The organism is Streptococcus sanguinis, from assembly GCF_020729765.1.
GTDB lineage: Bacteria > Bacillota > Bacilli > Lactobacillales > Streptococcaceae > Streptococcus > Streptococcus sanguinis_Q.
Map to the genome: position 1 here is coordinate 1 of NZ_JAJEPD010000017.1, position 13,932 is coordinate 13,932.

The 13,932-nt window shown below is 43.2% G+C and carries 15 protein-coding genes and 2 pseudogenes; 6 read left to right on the forward strand and 11 right to left on the reverse strand.

The annotated features are described in order from the left end of the window. Positions 1-103 precede the first annotated feature (103 nt). Positions 104-199: pseudogene (locus K4H96_RS00890) on the forward strand (peptidase U32 family protein); the annotation flags it as partial. Beyond that, a complete protein-coding gene (locus tag K4H96_RS00895; RefSeq protein ID WP_223337082.1) occupies positions 186-488 on the forward strand; it encodes a DUF3270 family protein in 303 nt (100 codons plus the stop codon). The pseudogene K4H96_RS00890 and the gene K4H96_RS00895, both read left to right, overlap by 14 nt. A 117-nt stretch (positions 489-605) precedes the next feature. Here the strand turns inward: K4H96_RS00895 and K4H96_RS00900 are convergent, their stop codons facing one another. The 8 genes and pseudogenes from K4H96_RS00900 to K4H96_RS00935 form a co-directional block, all read right to left on the reverse strand. Beyond that, positions 606-1,088 (reverse strand): YtxH domain-containing protein, encoded by a 483-nt coding sequence (locus K4H96_RS00900; protein ID WP_227956315.1) that lies wholly within the window; start codon positions 1,086-1,088, stop codon positions 606-608. Between the two features lie 15 nt (positions 1,089-1,103). Then, a complete protein-coding gene (locus K4H96_RS00905) occupies positions 1,104-1,502 on the reverse strand; it encodes a DUF948 domain-containing protein (RefSeq protein WP_002894975.1) in 399 nt (132 codons plus the stop codon). A 57-nt stretch (positions 1,503-1,559) separates the two neighbouring features. Next, complete coding sequence (gene lgt / locus K4H96_RS00910) at positions 1,560-2,345, reverse strand: prolipoprotein diacylglyceryl transferase (protein WP_223337083.1); 786 nt, start codon at positions 2,343-2,345, stop codon at positions 1,560-1,562. Next, entirely contained in the window at positions 2,338-3,273 is a 936-nt protein-coding gene (gene hprK, locus K4H96_RS00915; RefSeq protein ID WP_002894971.1) for an HPr(Ser) kinase/phosphatase, read from the reverse strand. The genes lgt and hprK overlap by 8 nt, the downstream gene beginning before the upstream one ends. Positions 3,274-3,411: 138 nt before the next feature. Then, entirely contained in the window at positions 3,412-3,903 is a 492-nt protein-coding gene (locus K4H96_RS00920; RefSeq protein WP_223337084.1) for an NUDIX hydrolase, read from the reverse strand. Between the two features lie 203 nt (positions 3,904-4,106). After that, positions 4,107-4,382: a PspC domain-containing protein gene (locus K4H96_RS00925; protein WP_317627992.1), complete on the reverse strand. Its 276-nt coding sequence runs from the start codon at positions 4,380-4,382 to the stop codon at positions 4,107-4,109. A 138-nt stretch (positions 4,383-4,520) separates the two neighbouring features. Beyond that, positions 4,521-4,959, reverse strand: a pseudogene (locus tag K4H96_RS00930) (SprT family protein). Next, positions 4,946-7,078: a Tex family protein gene (locus tag K4H96_RS00935; protein ID WP_223337085.1), complete on the reverse strand. Its 2,133-nt coding sequence runs from the start codon at positions 7,076-7,078 to the stop codon at positions 4,946-4,948. The pseudogene K4H96_RS00930 and the gene K4H96_RS00935 overlap by 14 nt, the downstream one beginning before the upstream one ends. 178 nt (positions 7,079-7,256) lie before the next feature. Between K4H96_RS00935 and K4H96_RS00940 the strand changes: the two genes are divergently transcribed. The 4 genes from K4H96_RS00940 to zwf all read left to right on the forward strand — a co-directional run bounded on the left by K4H96_RS00940 (position 7,257) and on the right by zwf (position 10,746). Then, positions 7,257-7,394 carry an SPJ_0845 family protein gene (locus K4H96_RS00940; protein WP_002897213.1) on the forward strand — a complete coding sequence of 46 codons (138 nt, stop codon included), beginning with the start codon at positions 7,257-7,259 and terminating at the stop codon, positions 7,392-7,394. After that, on the forward strand, positions 7,391-8,296 hold the full coding sequence (locus tag K4H96_RS00945) for a permease (RefSeq protein WP_223337086.1): 906 nt from the start codon (positions 7,391-7,393) through the stop codon (positions 8,294-8,296). The genes K4H96_RS00940 and K4H96_RS00945 overlap by 4 nt, the downstream gene beginning before the upstream one ends. Then, on the forward strand, positions 8,293-9,111 hold the full coding sequence (locus K4H96_RS00950) for a TIGR03943 family putative permease subunit (protein ID WP_002916993.1): 819 nt from the start codon (positions 8,293-8,295) through the stop codon (positions 9,109-9,111). The genes K4H96_RS00945 and K4H96_RS00950 overlap by 4 nt, the downstream gene beginning before the upstream one ends. Positions 9,112-9,285: 174 nt before the next feature. Further along, positions 9,286-10,746, forward strand: coding sequence for a glucose-6-phosphate dehydrogenase (gene zwf, locus K4H96_RS00955; RefSeq protein WP_223337087.1), 1,461 nt, complete (start codon positions 9,286-9,288; stop codon positions 10,744-10,746). A gap of 49 nt (positions 10,747-10,795) precedes the next feature. Here zwf and ftsY read toward each other — a convergent pair whose 3' ends face one another. From ftsY to K4H96_RS00970, 3 genes are read right to left on the reverse strand one after another with little or no spacing between them, the layout of a single operon-like run. Further along, complete coding sequence (gene ftsY, locus K4H96_RS00960) at positions 10,796-12,316, reverse strand: signal recognition particle-docking protein FtsY (protein WP_223337088.1); 1,521 nt, start codon at positions 12,314-12,316, stop codon at positions 10,796-10,798. 3 nt (positions 12,317-12,319) lie between these two features. After that, a complete protein-coding gene (locus tag K4H96_RS00965) occupies positions 12,320-13,138 on the reverse strand; it encodes a Cof-type HAD-IIB family hydrolase (RefSeq protein ID WP_061592569.1) in 819 nt (272 codons plus the stop codon). Further along, positions 13,138-13,932 carry a Cof-type HAD-IIB family hydrolase gene (locus K4H96_RS00970; protein ID WP_061592568.1) on the reverse strand — a complete coding sequence of 265 codons (795 nt, stop codon included), beginning with the start codon at positions 13,930-13,932 and terminating at the stop codon, positions 13,138-13,140. The genes K4H96_RS00965 and K4H96_RS00970 overlap by 1 nt, the downstream gene beginning before the upstream one ends.

Sequence of the window (13,932 nt, forward strand, 5' to 3'; positions counted from 1 at the left end):
ATTCTACCATTTTTTTGCAGTTTTAAATATTACAAAAGGATTACAAAACGAATAAATTCGAATGAAAAACCACTCCTTTATATTTTTTTGCTATAATGGTTTTATGAAAAAGATAATTATTACAGCAACAGCTGAAAGTATAGAACAAGTTGAGGAACTTCTAGAGGCAAATGTCGATCGAATTTATGCACGTAAGAAAATACCAACAATATGATGACCCAACTGACTACTACTATCAAGAAATTGAATCTGAACAAACACCACTCTATCAAGAATACCTACCTGAAGCAGAAACATCACCAAGATTAAGTGAACTCTTTTTCTTCTTAAATATTGCTGTTTTCTGTGTCTTGACAGTTTTGTTTAGCTTTGTATTTTTGAGTTTAAAAATGAATACATTTATGTCCTTCACTTTGGCCATTGTTTCTAGCTTGATTAGCATTCAATCTTATCGCCTGTTCGCAAAGAAACGCCAAACTAGCAAATAAACCAACCTTGTGATTCTACGATTTTAAAATATAAGAAAAAACGAAGACGCCTTATGTCCTCGTTTTTTTCATTCTAGCAAACAAAGAAGCCTAGCAAAATTGCTAGGCTTCTTTGTTTTATTTTTCTTCTTGATTATCAGTTTCAGCAGTCTTTTCTTCTTGACCTTCTGTCGCTTCTGCTCCGAAGTCAATGATGATTTCTTCTGAAGGTTCCTCTTCTTCCTCTTGGAAGATYACMGGYTCTTCCTCWGCAAAGYTRCTTTCTTCTTTATCAAATTTTTCTTTGATTTCGTTAAACTTATCTTGCGAGTAGTCCACGACTGATTTTGTCGTTTCTTTGACAGATTCGATGACTGTTTCAGTTGTAATCTCGCCTTTCTCAACTTTTTCCTTGGTTTGTTGAATTGCGCTGACAGCTTGATTTGAAAAGTCTTTAGCAGATTGAACGACAGCTTCGTGGATATCATCAGGATTTTCTTGGTATTCCTTAACAAAGTCCCGAACCTTATCTGTCGTTTCCTTTCCTTTCTTACTGGTCAGAAAATAGGCAGCAGCTGCACCTGTAACGGCGCCCAACAACAGTGATGAAAATTTTCCCATAATAGACCTTCTTTCTTATTTTTTAAACAATTTTGAAGCAAAACGCAAAGCAGATAAACCAGCTGTTGTCTTGACAGATCCCTTGCCAACAGACACAGCTTTTTTACTCAGCGTGCGCGCCTGAACGTTTAAATCTGAAACAGACTCAGACAGGTCTGCTACAGCTGTAAACAAAGGATCAATAGTTGCAACCTTTTGATTGATGTCATCAGTTAAGACATTGACCTTGGCCAGCAAATCATTGGTTTGGTGAAGGGTCACGTTGACATCAGAAGTCAAGACTTTGATGGTATTTTCTGTTTCATCTAGCATCTTACCAGCTTTCTCGCCCAGATTTTTGACAGTAATCGTCAAATAAATCACAAAGATAATAAGGGCAACCGCCAGTAAAGCATAAGCAATTTCAATTATCATATTTCTCTCCTTTCATCGCTGACATCTCTTATAAGAGTCAGCAGCTCTATGTATTTCTTATTCTTGATAATAAGGGGCTTTCATTTTTCTTTGGTAAATGATGATGCCGATTCCGACAAAAATAAGAATCAGCGACAGCCATTGGGAAACACGCAGACCAGCAAACATGAGACTGTCCGTCCGCATCCCCTCAATAATCATCCGACCAAATCCATACCAAATCAGATAGAAGGCGGCGATTTCTCCCTGTCTCAGCAACTTAGGCCGACGGCGGAGAACAATAATCAAGATAAAGCCAATTAGGTTCCATACAGATTCATAGAGGAAGGTTGGCTGTCTGTAGCTGCCTTCGATATACATATTTTCCCGAATAAAGCTAGGCAGATAGTTCAAACTCTTAACTGCCGCACCATAGGCCTCATGGTTGGCAAAATTTCCCCAGCGACCAATACTCTGGGCAATCATCACACTTGGTGCTGCGATATCTAGAAAATCGACTGGGTGAATCAGCCTTCTCCGACAGAAGAAATAGAGAACGATAGCACCAGCTATCAGCCCACCGTAAATCGCAATACCTGCTATTCCACCATTCCAAAAATCAATGATTTTTATCAGGTTCTTACCGTAATAATCCCACTCGAAGGCCACGTAATAAAGCCGGGCACCAACGATAGCTACGGGAAAAGCCACTAGGATAAAATCCAAAATATCATCAGGAATAATCTTCCGACGCGGAGCCTCTTTCATGGCAAGATAAACGGCTAAAACTAAGCCTGTGACAATACAGATGGCATACCAGCGAATACTGATAGGCCCTAGTTGGATAGCTACTGGATCAATCATGTTTCACCTCATTCCGGCTAATTAAATCGGTGAGGCGCTCTTCAAAGATCTTAGTAGCATCATAGCCCATTTGCTTAGCTCGATAGTTCATCGCTGCAGCCTCAATCACGACTGAGATATTGCGACCAGTCTTTACAGGAATCCGAATACGTGGAATTCTGACACCTGCAACCTCCAGCTCCTCTGTATCATTACCTAGACGGTCAAAAGTTTTTTGAGTGTCGTAATTCTCCAAATAAACAGCTATCTGAACTTGAGAAGAATCTTTGACAGCACTGGCTCCGTATAAGCTCATGACATCGATGATACCAACACCACGAATTTCCAATAGGTGGCGCAGAATTTCAGCTGGCTCTCCCCAAAGGGTCACTTCATCCTTGGCATAGATATCCACTCGGTCATCCGCAACCAAACGATGGCCACGCTTAACCAATTCAAGTCCTGTCTCACTTTTACCAATTCCACTGTCCCCTTGGATGAGAACTCCCATGCCATAGATATCCATCAGAACCCCATGAACACTGGTCCTCTCAGCCAGACGAGAATCAAGATAACTGGAAATTTCTCCAGACAAGCGGCTAGTAGAGGCTTTGCTTCTAAGAATAGCAACCTGCTTCTCATCAGCCGCATCAATCATTTCTTTAGGAATCTCTAAATTTCGAGCAATGATAACCACCGGCGTCTCAGGCTGGAACATTTTCAGCAGTACTTGATGGCGATTATGAGAGCTCATCTTCATCAGATAAGACCACTCTTTCATCCCAATCAGCTGTATCCGCTCGGGTGTATAAAAATCAAAATATCCAGTCATTTCAAGTCCAGGCCGAGAAATATCTGAAGTTTTAATTTCTTTCTCCAGTAAAACTTTATCTCCGTACTCCTGAGACAGACGAGACATTTTTAAGAGGTCTTTGACCTTTACTGACATTGTCTTCTCCCTTCAAATTTGTCTGCTTCTATTATAGCAAATTTTTACCTCAAAAGAATCTTTAAGATTGATTTTAGAGCGAAAAAATATTTTGATTTAAATCAACTTTTTAGTAAAAATAGAAAAACAGCCATGGTCTTAGTCAAGCAGGCTGTTAAGAATCTTCTTTTGGTTATTAAAACAAGGATGGTTTTCTACAAAATCTGGGACCTCTTTCAGAGGCAACCAGACATGAGCATCTGTTTCGCCTTCCTGATAGCGGACTTGACTCTTATCGCCAGACACAACCACCTCATAGTAGTCGAAATGGCACTGATCATTGACAGAGCACACCTGCTCCAAAAGTCTGATGCTGTCAGGAACCAGGCCTGTTTCTTCTTTTAATTCACGTAGTGCAGCAGTCTGACTATCCTCTCCAGCCAGCACACTGCCACCTGCTCCGAACTCATAATAGCCAGGATAAAGGCTTTTATTGGCTGATCGCCGCATAAAGAGAATATCACCATCCTGACGGCGAACCAAGACATTAACACAGAGATGAAACTGTCCTTCAGGAATTTTTTCTCCTCGAACCAGGAGATGAGGGAGTTGATTTCGATTTAAGTCATAGGAATTCCAAACTTCTTTCATATTTCCTCCTTAGATAAATTGCCAATATTTTGGTGAAGTTTTTAAGTGTCGACTTACCTGGTTTTCTAGACTGCTTCTTTTAGATTTTTTCTAAAAGAAGCAAGCAGAAAATAAATCACGGCATAGAAATGTCTTACTAAAACATTCCCTACTTCAAGTAAAAAATCGGGAGTGCATCCCGAAATTTTCTATTTTATTAAGAATTACCAAAACCAGCCGTCTTTATCGTCTTCGATAGTTTCTGCTTCTTTTCGTTTGCGCGGGCCGGTTCCATACATTTCTTCTTCTATGTCTTCTTTATAGGGCATAACCATAGCTAGCAGGATATAGATGAGAATTCCCAAGCCGAAATTGACCACAGTAAAGATAATAAAGAGGAAGCGCACTAGGCTCAGATCAAAATCAAATTTATCACACAGACCGGACAAGACACCGGAAATCAGTCGATTCTTTTTCAACTTATAGAATTTCACGTTCATGATAGAGACCTCAATGATCATATTTACTTTATTCTACCATATTTCATGAAAAAACAATCGGGCCAAAGGCTGATTATGCTTTAGAAAATTCATTCTTTTAAAAAAGAGAGTTCTTCAAGGAACTCTCTTGCTAATCTATCAAGCTTTCTCTGACAAACAGAGCATGCCCATACAGCGTCCGCAACGGTATTTTTGAAGATTGACTCTACGTCTGCGACGGATAAGTGCTCCGCAGCTCAGGCATTCATAGATGAGAAAAGATTGCGAGTCGGACAAGGATGGAGCGTAGCGCAGACCATCAACTTTCTTGAGCAGTTCTTTAAAATCTTGATCCCCATGGCGGTAACCTTTGCCCTGATAATAGAGGTGATAGTGAGCCAGCTCATGGCGGACAATTTTTCGAAAGGTTCCCAGCCCAAAAGTTTCATAGATTTTTGGGTTAAAATCCAGATGGCCATCTTTTGGAAAGAAGCGTCCCCCCTGTAGTACGGAGACGCTTATTCCAATAAGCTTGGTGGCGGAATTCCCAGCCAAAATCCTCAAGCGAAACCCGCTTGACATAGTTAGTTAGATTCATTTGGTGCTATCAGAGAGAGGTTGACCTTCTCCCGCTCCACATCCAGTTTATCCACCCAGACAGTGACCAAGTCACCAACAGATAGGACCTGACTAGGATGCTTGATATAGTCTGTACTCAGCTTGGAGATATGAATAAGACCGTCTTCGTGGATACCGATATCTACAAAGGCTCCAAAATCGACAACATTCCGGACGACTCCTTCCAGCTTTTGACCGATGCGCAGGTCCTTGATATCCAAGACATCCTGCCGCAGAACTGGCGCGTCAAAGGAATCACGCAAATCTCGGCCAGGCTTGAGCAAATCCGCAATAATATCTTTGAGGGTTTCTTCTCCCAAGCCTAGCTCTGCAGCCAAACTAGCAGTCTGAACAGCTTTTAACTTAGCTTGGGCAGCTTCATCCAAACTGCTAATTTCCAGACGCTTAAATAGCTCCTCCACAGCCTTATAAGACTCTGGGTGAACGCCTGTATTGTCTAGCAGGTTATCACTTTCAGGAATACGCAGGAAGCCGGCCGCCTGTTCAAAAGCTTTTGCGCCCAGACGTGGCACTTTCTTGATAGCCTCGCGAGACCGAATCAAACCTTCTGTTTCTCGGTATTTGACAATATTTTCTGAGATAGTTTTATTAAGACCAGCTACATGGGCCAGCAGGGCAGGACTGGCGGTGTTGATATTGACCCCGACTTGGTTGACCACTGTATCAACGACAAAGTCCAGACTTTCAGACAGTTTTTTCTGGCTGACATCATGCTGGTACTGGCCAACCCCGATAGACTTAGGATCAATCTTAACCAGCTCAGCCAAAGGATCCTGCAATCGGCGGGCAATGGAAATAGCTGAGCGCTTTTCAACAGTCAACTCTGGAAACTCATGGCGAGCCAGTTCACTAGCAGAGTAGACAGATGCTCCGCTCTCATTGACGATAACATAGCTGACATTTGGATGGGATTTCAAAATTTCCGCTACAAAGGCTTCGCTTTCTCGGCTGGCCGTTCCATTTCCAATGGCAATGATTTCCACGCCAAACTGCTCAATCAGCTCTGACAACTCCTTTTTAGAAGCTTCAATCTGAGCTGGCTTTGCTGGCGCTACTGGATAGATGACATGAGTTGTCAGCATCTTACCTGTCGCATCAACAACAGCTAGCTTAGCCCCTGTTCGAAAGGCTGGGTCAAAGCCCAGTACTACGCGACCTTTGAGAGGAGCAATTAGGAGAAGATGGCGGAGGTTATCTGAGAAGAGCTGAATTGCTCCATCCTCAGCAGCCTCAGTCAGCTCGGTCCGAATACGGCGCTCCATAGCTGGAATGATTTTCTTTTTGACTGCTTGCTGAACAGCTTCGATAATATAGGCATTTTTCACCTTGAAACGTACTTCAAAGAAGCGTAGGATTTTCTCAAGATTGTGCTCAAAACCAACCTTGAGAATACCTAGCTTCTCACCACGGTTAAGGGCCAGTGTTCGGTAGCCCTGCATGGTCGCTACTTTTTCGGAAAAATCATAATAAATCTGGAAGACCTGCTTTTCATCCAAATCACCGTCTTTGAGACTGGATACGATAGAAGAATTGGTCTGCATCTCATGGTAGGTCCAAGCCCGCAGCTTGGTATCTTCGGAAATCGCCTCAGTCAGAATATCCACTGCTCCAGCAAGAGCAGCTTCTGCTGTCGGAAAGGCTTCACTAGTCAGTTTCTCAGCTTCTTCTTGCAAGTTAGCCGCATCCTGTAGGATGAGGCGGGCCAAAGGAAAGAGACCTGCTTCACGGGCAATAGTAGCCTTGGTACGGCGTTTCTCCTTATAAGGAAGATAAAGTTCTTCCACATCAGCCAGCTTTTCAGCAGCCTCAATCTCAGATCGTAGCGCATCCGTTAGTTTGCCCTGCTCCTCAATCTTAGCTAAGACCGTCGCTTTACGCTCTGCCAAAGCAGTCATGCTCTTATCTAAGTCAATAATTGCCTTAATCTCTACCTCATCCAGATTTCCTGTCATTTCCTTACGGTAACGAGCAATAAAAGGAATTGTATTTCCCTCAGCGGTCAGTTCTAGGACTTGTGATACTTGGCTTTCTTTAAGGCCCAATTTCTGGGCAATTCTTTCAATATTTATATTTTCCATAACAATCCTATTATATCACAAGTACTTTGAAAGATAGGCCTTTTTAGAACTATTTAGTACTATTTGTACAAAAAAATTTAGGCTAAATCAGCGACAAAGAGTCTCTTATGTTTCAAAATTTCATTTTTTGATGATTGGTAGTATAATAGAATTATTATTTTAGAAATGAGGTGCCTTTATGGCTGTTAAATTTACTAGATCAGACGATTTGGACAAAATGTTCGAGGAATTTGCGACCCTGCCCAAGATGGAAAAGGTAGAGTTCCCTGAGGAAGACAAGAAAAAATCTAAAAACGAGAAGGATAAGAAAGAATGAGCTTCTTCTCTCAGCTACCGGCCAGTGTCCTGCAAGCCGGTGCCATCTTTCTCTCCATTATCATTGAGGCTCTGCCTTTTGTCTTGATTGGAAGTATCATTTCTGGCTTTATCGAGGTGTATGTCACGCCAGACAAGGTTTATCGTTTCCTGCCCAAGAACAAATGGGCTCGGATTTTCTTTGGAAGCTTGGTTGGTTTTGTCTTCCCATCTTGCGAGTGCGGAATCGTCCCTATTATCAATCGGTTTCTAGAAAAGAAAGTTCCCAGTTACACAGCTGTGCCCTTTCTGGTAACGGCTCCAGTCATCAACCCCATCGTGCTCTTTGCGACCTACTCAGCCTTTGGAAATTCCCTCCGAATGGCTCTGCTTCGTGCTTTAGGTTCTATGGTCGTGGCTATTCTTTTAGGGATTTTTCTGGGCTTCTTTGCGGATAGCAATATTCAAAAAGAAAATCGCAAAGCAGTCCATGAACATGACTTTTCACATCTCAGCAAGGGACAAAAGCTTTTTCAGGTCTTTGTTCAGGCCATTGACGAATTTTTCGATACAGGTCGCTATCTGGTCTTTGGCTGTCTCTTTGCCAGCCTAGTCCAGGTCTATGTGCCAACCAGAATCTTGACCTCCATCAGCTCAACACCAGCTGTTGCTATTCTCCTGCTCATGCTGCTGTCCTTCCTGCTCTCACTTTGCAGCGAAGCTGATGCTTTCATCGGAAGCTCTTTGATTGCTAGCTTCGGCTTATCGCCAGTCTTAGCTTTCTTGGTCATTGGGCCTATGCTAGATGTCAAGAATCTGCTGATGATGAAAAACTACTTTAAGACACGCTTTATCTGGCAATTTATCAGCCTGGTTACTGTCGTTGTCTTTCTTTACTCTTGGCTTGTGGGGGTGGTGCTATGATTCGATTTCTAATCTTAGTTGGCTACTTTGAGATCACCATGTACCTGCAGCTGACAGGCAAGCTCAACCAATATATCAATCTCCACTACTCCTATCTGGCCTACTTGTCTATGATTCTATCTTTTATCTTGGCAGTTGTGCAGCTCATCATCTGGATGAAGAAGATGGAGGTCCACAGTCATTTAAATACTCGCTGGGCCAAGTTAGGCAGCGTGATGCTCCTTGTCATTCCGCTTTTTGTGGGAATTTTCTTTCCAACTGTTACCTTGGATTCGACAACAGTTTCGGCCAAAGGATTTCATTTTCCACTAGCTGAGGGAACTTCAACTGCTATTCAGCAGGACGAAGGCACTACCAGTCAATACCTGAAGCCTGACACTAGCACCTACTTTACCAAAGGAGCTTACGAAAAAGAAATGCGGGCAGCCGCCAAGAAATATGTCAAGCAAGATACCATTCAGGTCACAACTGAGAACTACATGGAAATCATGGAGGTCATCTATGATTATCCCGACGAGTTTGTAGGCAAAACGCTGGAGTTCACTGGATTTGTCTACAATGACCCCAGCGACCAGAAGAGCCAATTTCTCTTTCGCTTCGGTATTATCCATTGTATCGCCGACTCAGGTGTCTATGGTCTCTTGACGACTGGAAATACTCAGCATTTCGAGAATAATACCTGGATTCATGCCAAGGGAAAAATTAGCATGCACTACCATAAAAGTCTGGGGCAAAGCCTTCCAACTCTAGAAGTTGAAAGCTTTGATAAGGTAGAAAAACCGGACAACCCTTACGTTTATCGGGTATTTGAATAAAGAAAACGAGGCTGGCACAATTGTGCCTAAGCCTCATTTTTTGTATTTGAATATTTTTCAAGCAGCGGTCTATTTCTTCCTATTTATCTCCCTTTTCAGAAACCGAATTTCTGAATACAATCTTTAGAAAAATTGTGATAAAATAGAGACATCATTTAGAAAATAGGTATCAGGATGTCTTTAAAAGTTATTGTAACAATTTTCGGAGCCAGCGGTGACTTGGCCAAAAGAAAACTCTATCCATCCCTCTTCAGGCTCTATAAGTCTGGCAATCTTTCCAAGCATTTTGCAGTTATTGGAACAGCCCGCCGGCCTTGGAGCAAGGAGTATTTTGAGTCTGTCGTTGTCGAAGCAATCGCTGATTTAGCTGACAGTCCAGAGCAAGCCCAAGAGTTTGCCAGCCACTTCTACTATCAAAGTCATGATGTGCAGGATACCGAGCACTACATTGAGCTGCGCAAGCTTCAAAATCGACTCAATGAGCAGTACCAAGCCGAGCACAATAAACTCTTCTTCCTGTCCATGGCTCCGCAATTTTTCGGCACCATTGCCAAACACCTCAAGTCTGAAAACATCGTAGATGGAAAAGGATTTGAACGTCTGATTGTTGAAAAACCTTTCGGGACAGACTTGGCAACTGCCAGCCAACTTAACGAAGAACTCTTAGCAGCCTTTGATGAAGAGCAGATTTTCCGTATTGACCATTACCTAGGCAAGGAAATGATTCAGAGCATCTTTGCTATCCGCTTTGCCAATCTTCTCTTTGAAAATATCTGGAATCGTGACTACATTGACAATGTCCAGATTACCTTTGCCGAAAAGCTAGGTGTCGAAGAACGCGGCGGTTACTATGACCAGTCCGGCGCTCTACGGGATATGGTGCAGAATCATACCTTGCAACTCCTATCACTCTTAGCTATGGACAAGCCAAAAAGCTTCAGCAAAGAGGACATTCGGGCAGAGAAAGTAAAGGTTTTTGAACGCTTGGTGCAGCCCGATAAAGAAGACTTGAAACGCTTCTTTATACGCGGTCAGTATAAGTCAGGCACGGTCAAAGGTAAGAAATACATCTCCTACCGGAGTGAACCTAATGTCAACCCTGACTCCATGACTGAAACCTTTGCTTCAGGAGCTTTCTTCGTAAATAGCGAACGTTTCTGTGATGTTCCATTTTTCTTCCGAACTGGTAAACGCCTCACTGAAAAAGGCACTCTTGTCAATATTGTCTTCAAGCAGATGGAGTCTATCTTTGGTGAGGAATTAGCCCCAAATGTTCTGACCATTCATATCCAGCCGACTGAGGGCTTCTCTCTCAGCATGAATGGCAAAGAGGTCGGCGAGCGCTTCAGCTTGGCTCCTCTCTCTCTGGACTATCGAACAGACGCAACAGCTAGTGGTGCTTCCCCTGATCCTTACGAAAAATTAATCTTTGACGTCCTTAACAATGACTCAACCAACTTCAGCCACTGGGATGAAGTCCGCTCCAGCTGGGAGCTGATCGATCAGATTGAAGAGCTCTGGCGTAGCAACGAAGTGCCTCTTCATGAGTATCCTGTCGGTTCTATGGGTCCAGATGCTTCCTTTGAACTCCTTAGAGAATTTGGAGCTGACTGGCAGTGGTCTCCAAACAAGTAAGATTTAAAAATTGTTCATAAAAAACCAGTACGAGTACTGGTTTTTTGTTTTATACCAAGCCTTCAAGCAGGCCTTTCATAAAATTCTCTGAGTTAAACTCACCGATATCATCAATCTTTTCTCCAAAACCAATCAGCTTCACTGGAATATCCAATTCCTGACGAATGGCTAGCACAACCCCACCTCGAGCTGTTCCATCAATCTTCGTCAGTACAATTCCTGTGACTGGAGTAATTTTAGAAAATTCCTTAGCCTGAACCAGAGCATTCTGACCGGTTGAAGCATCGAGAGCTAGGAAAGTTTCATGTGGCGCTTCTGGATCCACCCGCTTAATAATACGGCCAATTTTCTCCAGCTCCGCCATGAGGTTGTCCTTATTTTGCAGGCGACCAGCCGTATCAATCATAAGAACATCAACCTGCTCTGCCTGAGCACGCTCCATTCCGTCATAAACCACGCTGGCAGGGTCGCTCTTCTCAGGTCCCGTCACTACAGGAACATCTACGCGCCGACCCCATTCAGCCAGCTGAGCTACTGCTCCAGCTCGGAATGTATCTGCTGCTACCAACATGACTTTCTTGCCTTGTTGTTTGTACTTATAGGCTAGTTTACCGATAGAGGTGGTCTTGCCGACTCCGTTGACCCCAACAAAGAGCATGACAGTCAAACCGTTTTGGAAATTGATTTTTTCATTAAAGCGGCCATCTTTCTCATAAATGTCCACCAATTTTTCAATAATCAGCTGGCGCAGAGCAGCTGGTTTTTTAGCATTTTCCAGACGGGCTTCATAGCGTAGTTCCTCAGTCAGACTGGAAGCCACCTGCACTCCTACATCACTAGTGATGAGCAGCTCTTCCAAGTCTTCGAAGAACTCTTCATCTACTGAGCGGAAATTAGCAAAGAAAGCATTGAGCCGTGCTCCAAATCCTGTCCGAGTCTTCTTTAGGCTGCGGTCATATTTTTCCTGAGTGGATTCCTCTTGAGGAAGATCAGCAGGCTCTTCTGTAGCTGCTACTTCTGATTCTTCAGCAACATCAGCTGCTTGATCGACCTGTTCTGATTCTGTTAGTGACTCAGCTTCTGTTTCTAGCTCGAACTCATTATTTGAATCAGTTGCCACCTCGTCATAAGAAGATGCTTCATGCTTGGTATGAGATGATGCTTCATCCGAAAGATCCGTTTGTTCAACAAGTTCTTCTACCGTTTCGTCACTGCTCTCAGCATGATGCTCTTCTAGAGTTTCTTCAGTCTGACTTGCTCCTTGAGCCACTTCTTGATTTTCTGCAATAATTTCTCTTTCATGCTCTGGCTCCTTGCTTTCTTCTTGGATGGCTTGAGATGCTGGCTCTTCAACATCAGCCAAACTATCTATTGTATCCGAAATTTGGTCATCAAGTTGCTGCTCACCTTGATAAGACTGAACAGCTTCCGCTTCAAGATTTTCTCCTGCTTCTGGAGCAGGCGCTGTTTCTTCTTCAAGCTCGTCAATGTTTTCCAATGCTTCCTTGACAACTTCTTCAATCGGCGGTTCTTGTTTTTTTCGGCCGAAAAGGCGATCAAATAATCCCATCGGCTAATCCTCCTTTAGTACATATTCTTCAATAGCCCAAGCCACTGCATCCTCATCATTGGTCATAGGTGTCACCACATTGGCTGCTTCTTTGACGATGGCTACTGCATTCTGCATGGCCACTCCCAAACCAGCCCACTCAATCATAGAAAGATCGTTGGCTTCATCACCACAGGCCATGACCTGACTTCTCTCAATGCCTAAATGGGCAATCAGTTTCTCCAGACCATTAGCCTTATGGACATTTTTAGGGGACCACTCCAGCAGCATTTCTCTTGATTTGAAAATCTCATAGCGCTCAAATAATTCCGGTGAAATTTGCTCAATAGCCGCATCCAATGGTTCTTGAGCATAAGCAGTGACACATTTATTGTAAGTCTGCTGGCTGGACAAATCACTAAAATCAATAGACTCAAAGGTCAGAGCTGGATTGAACTGAGCATAAAGCGAGTCTTGATCGGACTGAATCTGGTAGACCAGCCCTTCGCAGATAGCATCAAGAGGGATATGGAGCTTGTCTGTCTCCTCGTAAATCCGGGCTACATCATCAAAAGAAAAGACCGTTTTATCAAGGATTTCTCCAGTGTTGCGCTGAACAAGACCACCATTAAAAGTAATGGTGTACTCATCCTCGCGACCGTCAGTTCCCAGCTCATGCAGGAAAAAGTCCATGGCCTTAAGGGGACGACCAGTAGTCAAAACTACCTTAACACCCTTATCCTGAGCTGCTTTTAGAGCTACTAAATTGCGGTCAGAAATCTTCTTGTCTGAAGTCAGAAGAGTTCCATCCAAGTCCAGAGCAATCAGTTTTATATCTGCCATTATAATCCCTCCATGTAAGTGATAACCGACTGAGCATCATGGTGACCGATGACTTCCTTGGCGACTTCTAAAATCTCAGGACGAGCATTTTCAGTCGCAATCGGATAGCCAGCCACCTGCATCATGTGCAAATCATTGAGATTATCACCAAAGACCATAACCTGAGAAAGATCTATGTCTAGCTTCTTGGCCAGCTCGACAATGGCAACCCCCTTATCGACATGGTCCAAAACGATGTCAATGGACTTGAAGCCAGTCGTCATAGCCTTAACTCCGTCGATATTTTCATTGACCCAAGCCTCACCAGCTGCGACTTGGTTCTCAGCAAAATTGGTCGTAAACTTGAAAATTTCATCGTCGATATCAGCCAGGCTAGCTACTTTTTGAATATTTTCATTATAATGAGCACTGAAAGAAAGATAGGTCGGATCCACAGTCTCCAATACATAGCAAGCACGTTTGCCCGTTAGAAGCAGCTCATTGACATTGACATAGGGAGATTCCTGCAGCTTGTCAAAAACCTTAAGGTAAAAGTCCCGTGGCATGGTTGCTTCATAGAGATCCTCGCCGTGAAATTCAACTAAACTGCCGTTTTCAGCAATAAAAATAATCTCATTGCGCACTTCCTTAAACAGCTTTTCCAGCGACAAGAGACCCCGTCCGCTGGCTACAGCAAAGTAGATACCTTTTTCTTTGAAGCGAGCCAAAACTTGCTTGAGGCGGTCCATATCAAACTGACCTTTACTGTCCAAAAAGGTACCGTCCATATCCGTTGCTACTAATTTTATACTCAT

Coding starts and splice junctions, on each gene's coding strand:
- K4H96_RS00920 (WP_223337084.1), bottom strand. CDS start 3,903: ATGAAAGAAGTTTGGAATTCCTATGACTTAAATCGAAATCAACTCCCT.
- K4H96_RS00945 (WP_223337086.1), top strand. CDS start 7,391: ATGAGCTTCTTCTCTCAGCTACCGGCCAGTGTCCTGCAAGCCGGTGCC.
- ftsY (WP_223337088.1), bottom strand. CDS start 12,316: ATGGGATTATTTGATCGCCTTTTCGGCCGAAAAAAACAAGAACCGCCG.
- K4H96_RS00935 (WP_223337085.1), bottom strand. CDS start 7,078: ATGGAAAATATAAATATTGAAAGAATTGCCCAGAAATTGGGCCTTAAA.
- K4H96_RS00950 (WP_002916993.1), top strand. CDS start 8,293: ATGATTCGATTTCTAATCTTAGTTGGCTACTTTGAGATCACCATGTAC.
- K4H96_RS00895 (WP_223337082.1), top strand. CDS start 186: ATGCACGTAAGAAAATACCAACAATATGATGACCCAACTGACTACTAC.
- zwf (WP_223337087.1), top strand. CDS start 9,286: ATGTCTTTAAAAGTTATTGTAACAATTTTCGGAGCCAGCGGTGACTTG.
- K4H96_RS00940 (WP_002897213.1), top strand. CDS start 7,257: ATGGCTGTTAAATTTACTAGATCAGACGATTTGGACAAAATGTTCGAG.
- K4H96_RS00925 (WP_317627992.1), bottom strand. CDS start 4,382: ATGAACGTGAAATTCTATAAGTTGAAAAAGAATCGACTGATTTCCGGT.
- K4H96_RS00905 (WP_002894975.1), bottom strand. CDS start 1,502: ATGATAATTGAAATTGCTTATGCTTTACTGGCGGTTGCCCTTATTATC.
- K4H96_RS00970 (WP_061592568.1), bottom strand. CDS start 13,932: ATGAGTATAAAATTAGTAGCAACGGATATGGACGGTACCTTTTTGGAC.
- hprK (WP_002894971.1), bottom strand. CDS start 3,273: ATGTCAGTAAAGGTCAAAGACCTCTTAAAAATGTCTCGTCTGTCTCAG.
- K4H96_RS00965 (WP_061592569.1), bottom strand. CDS start 13,138: ATGGCAGATATAAAACTGATTGCTCTGGACTTGGATGGAACTCTTCTG.
- lgt (WP_223337083.1), bottom strand. CDS start 2,345: ATGATTGATCCAGTAGCTATCCAACTAGGGCCTATCAGTATTCGCTGG.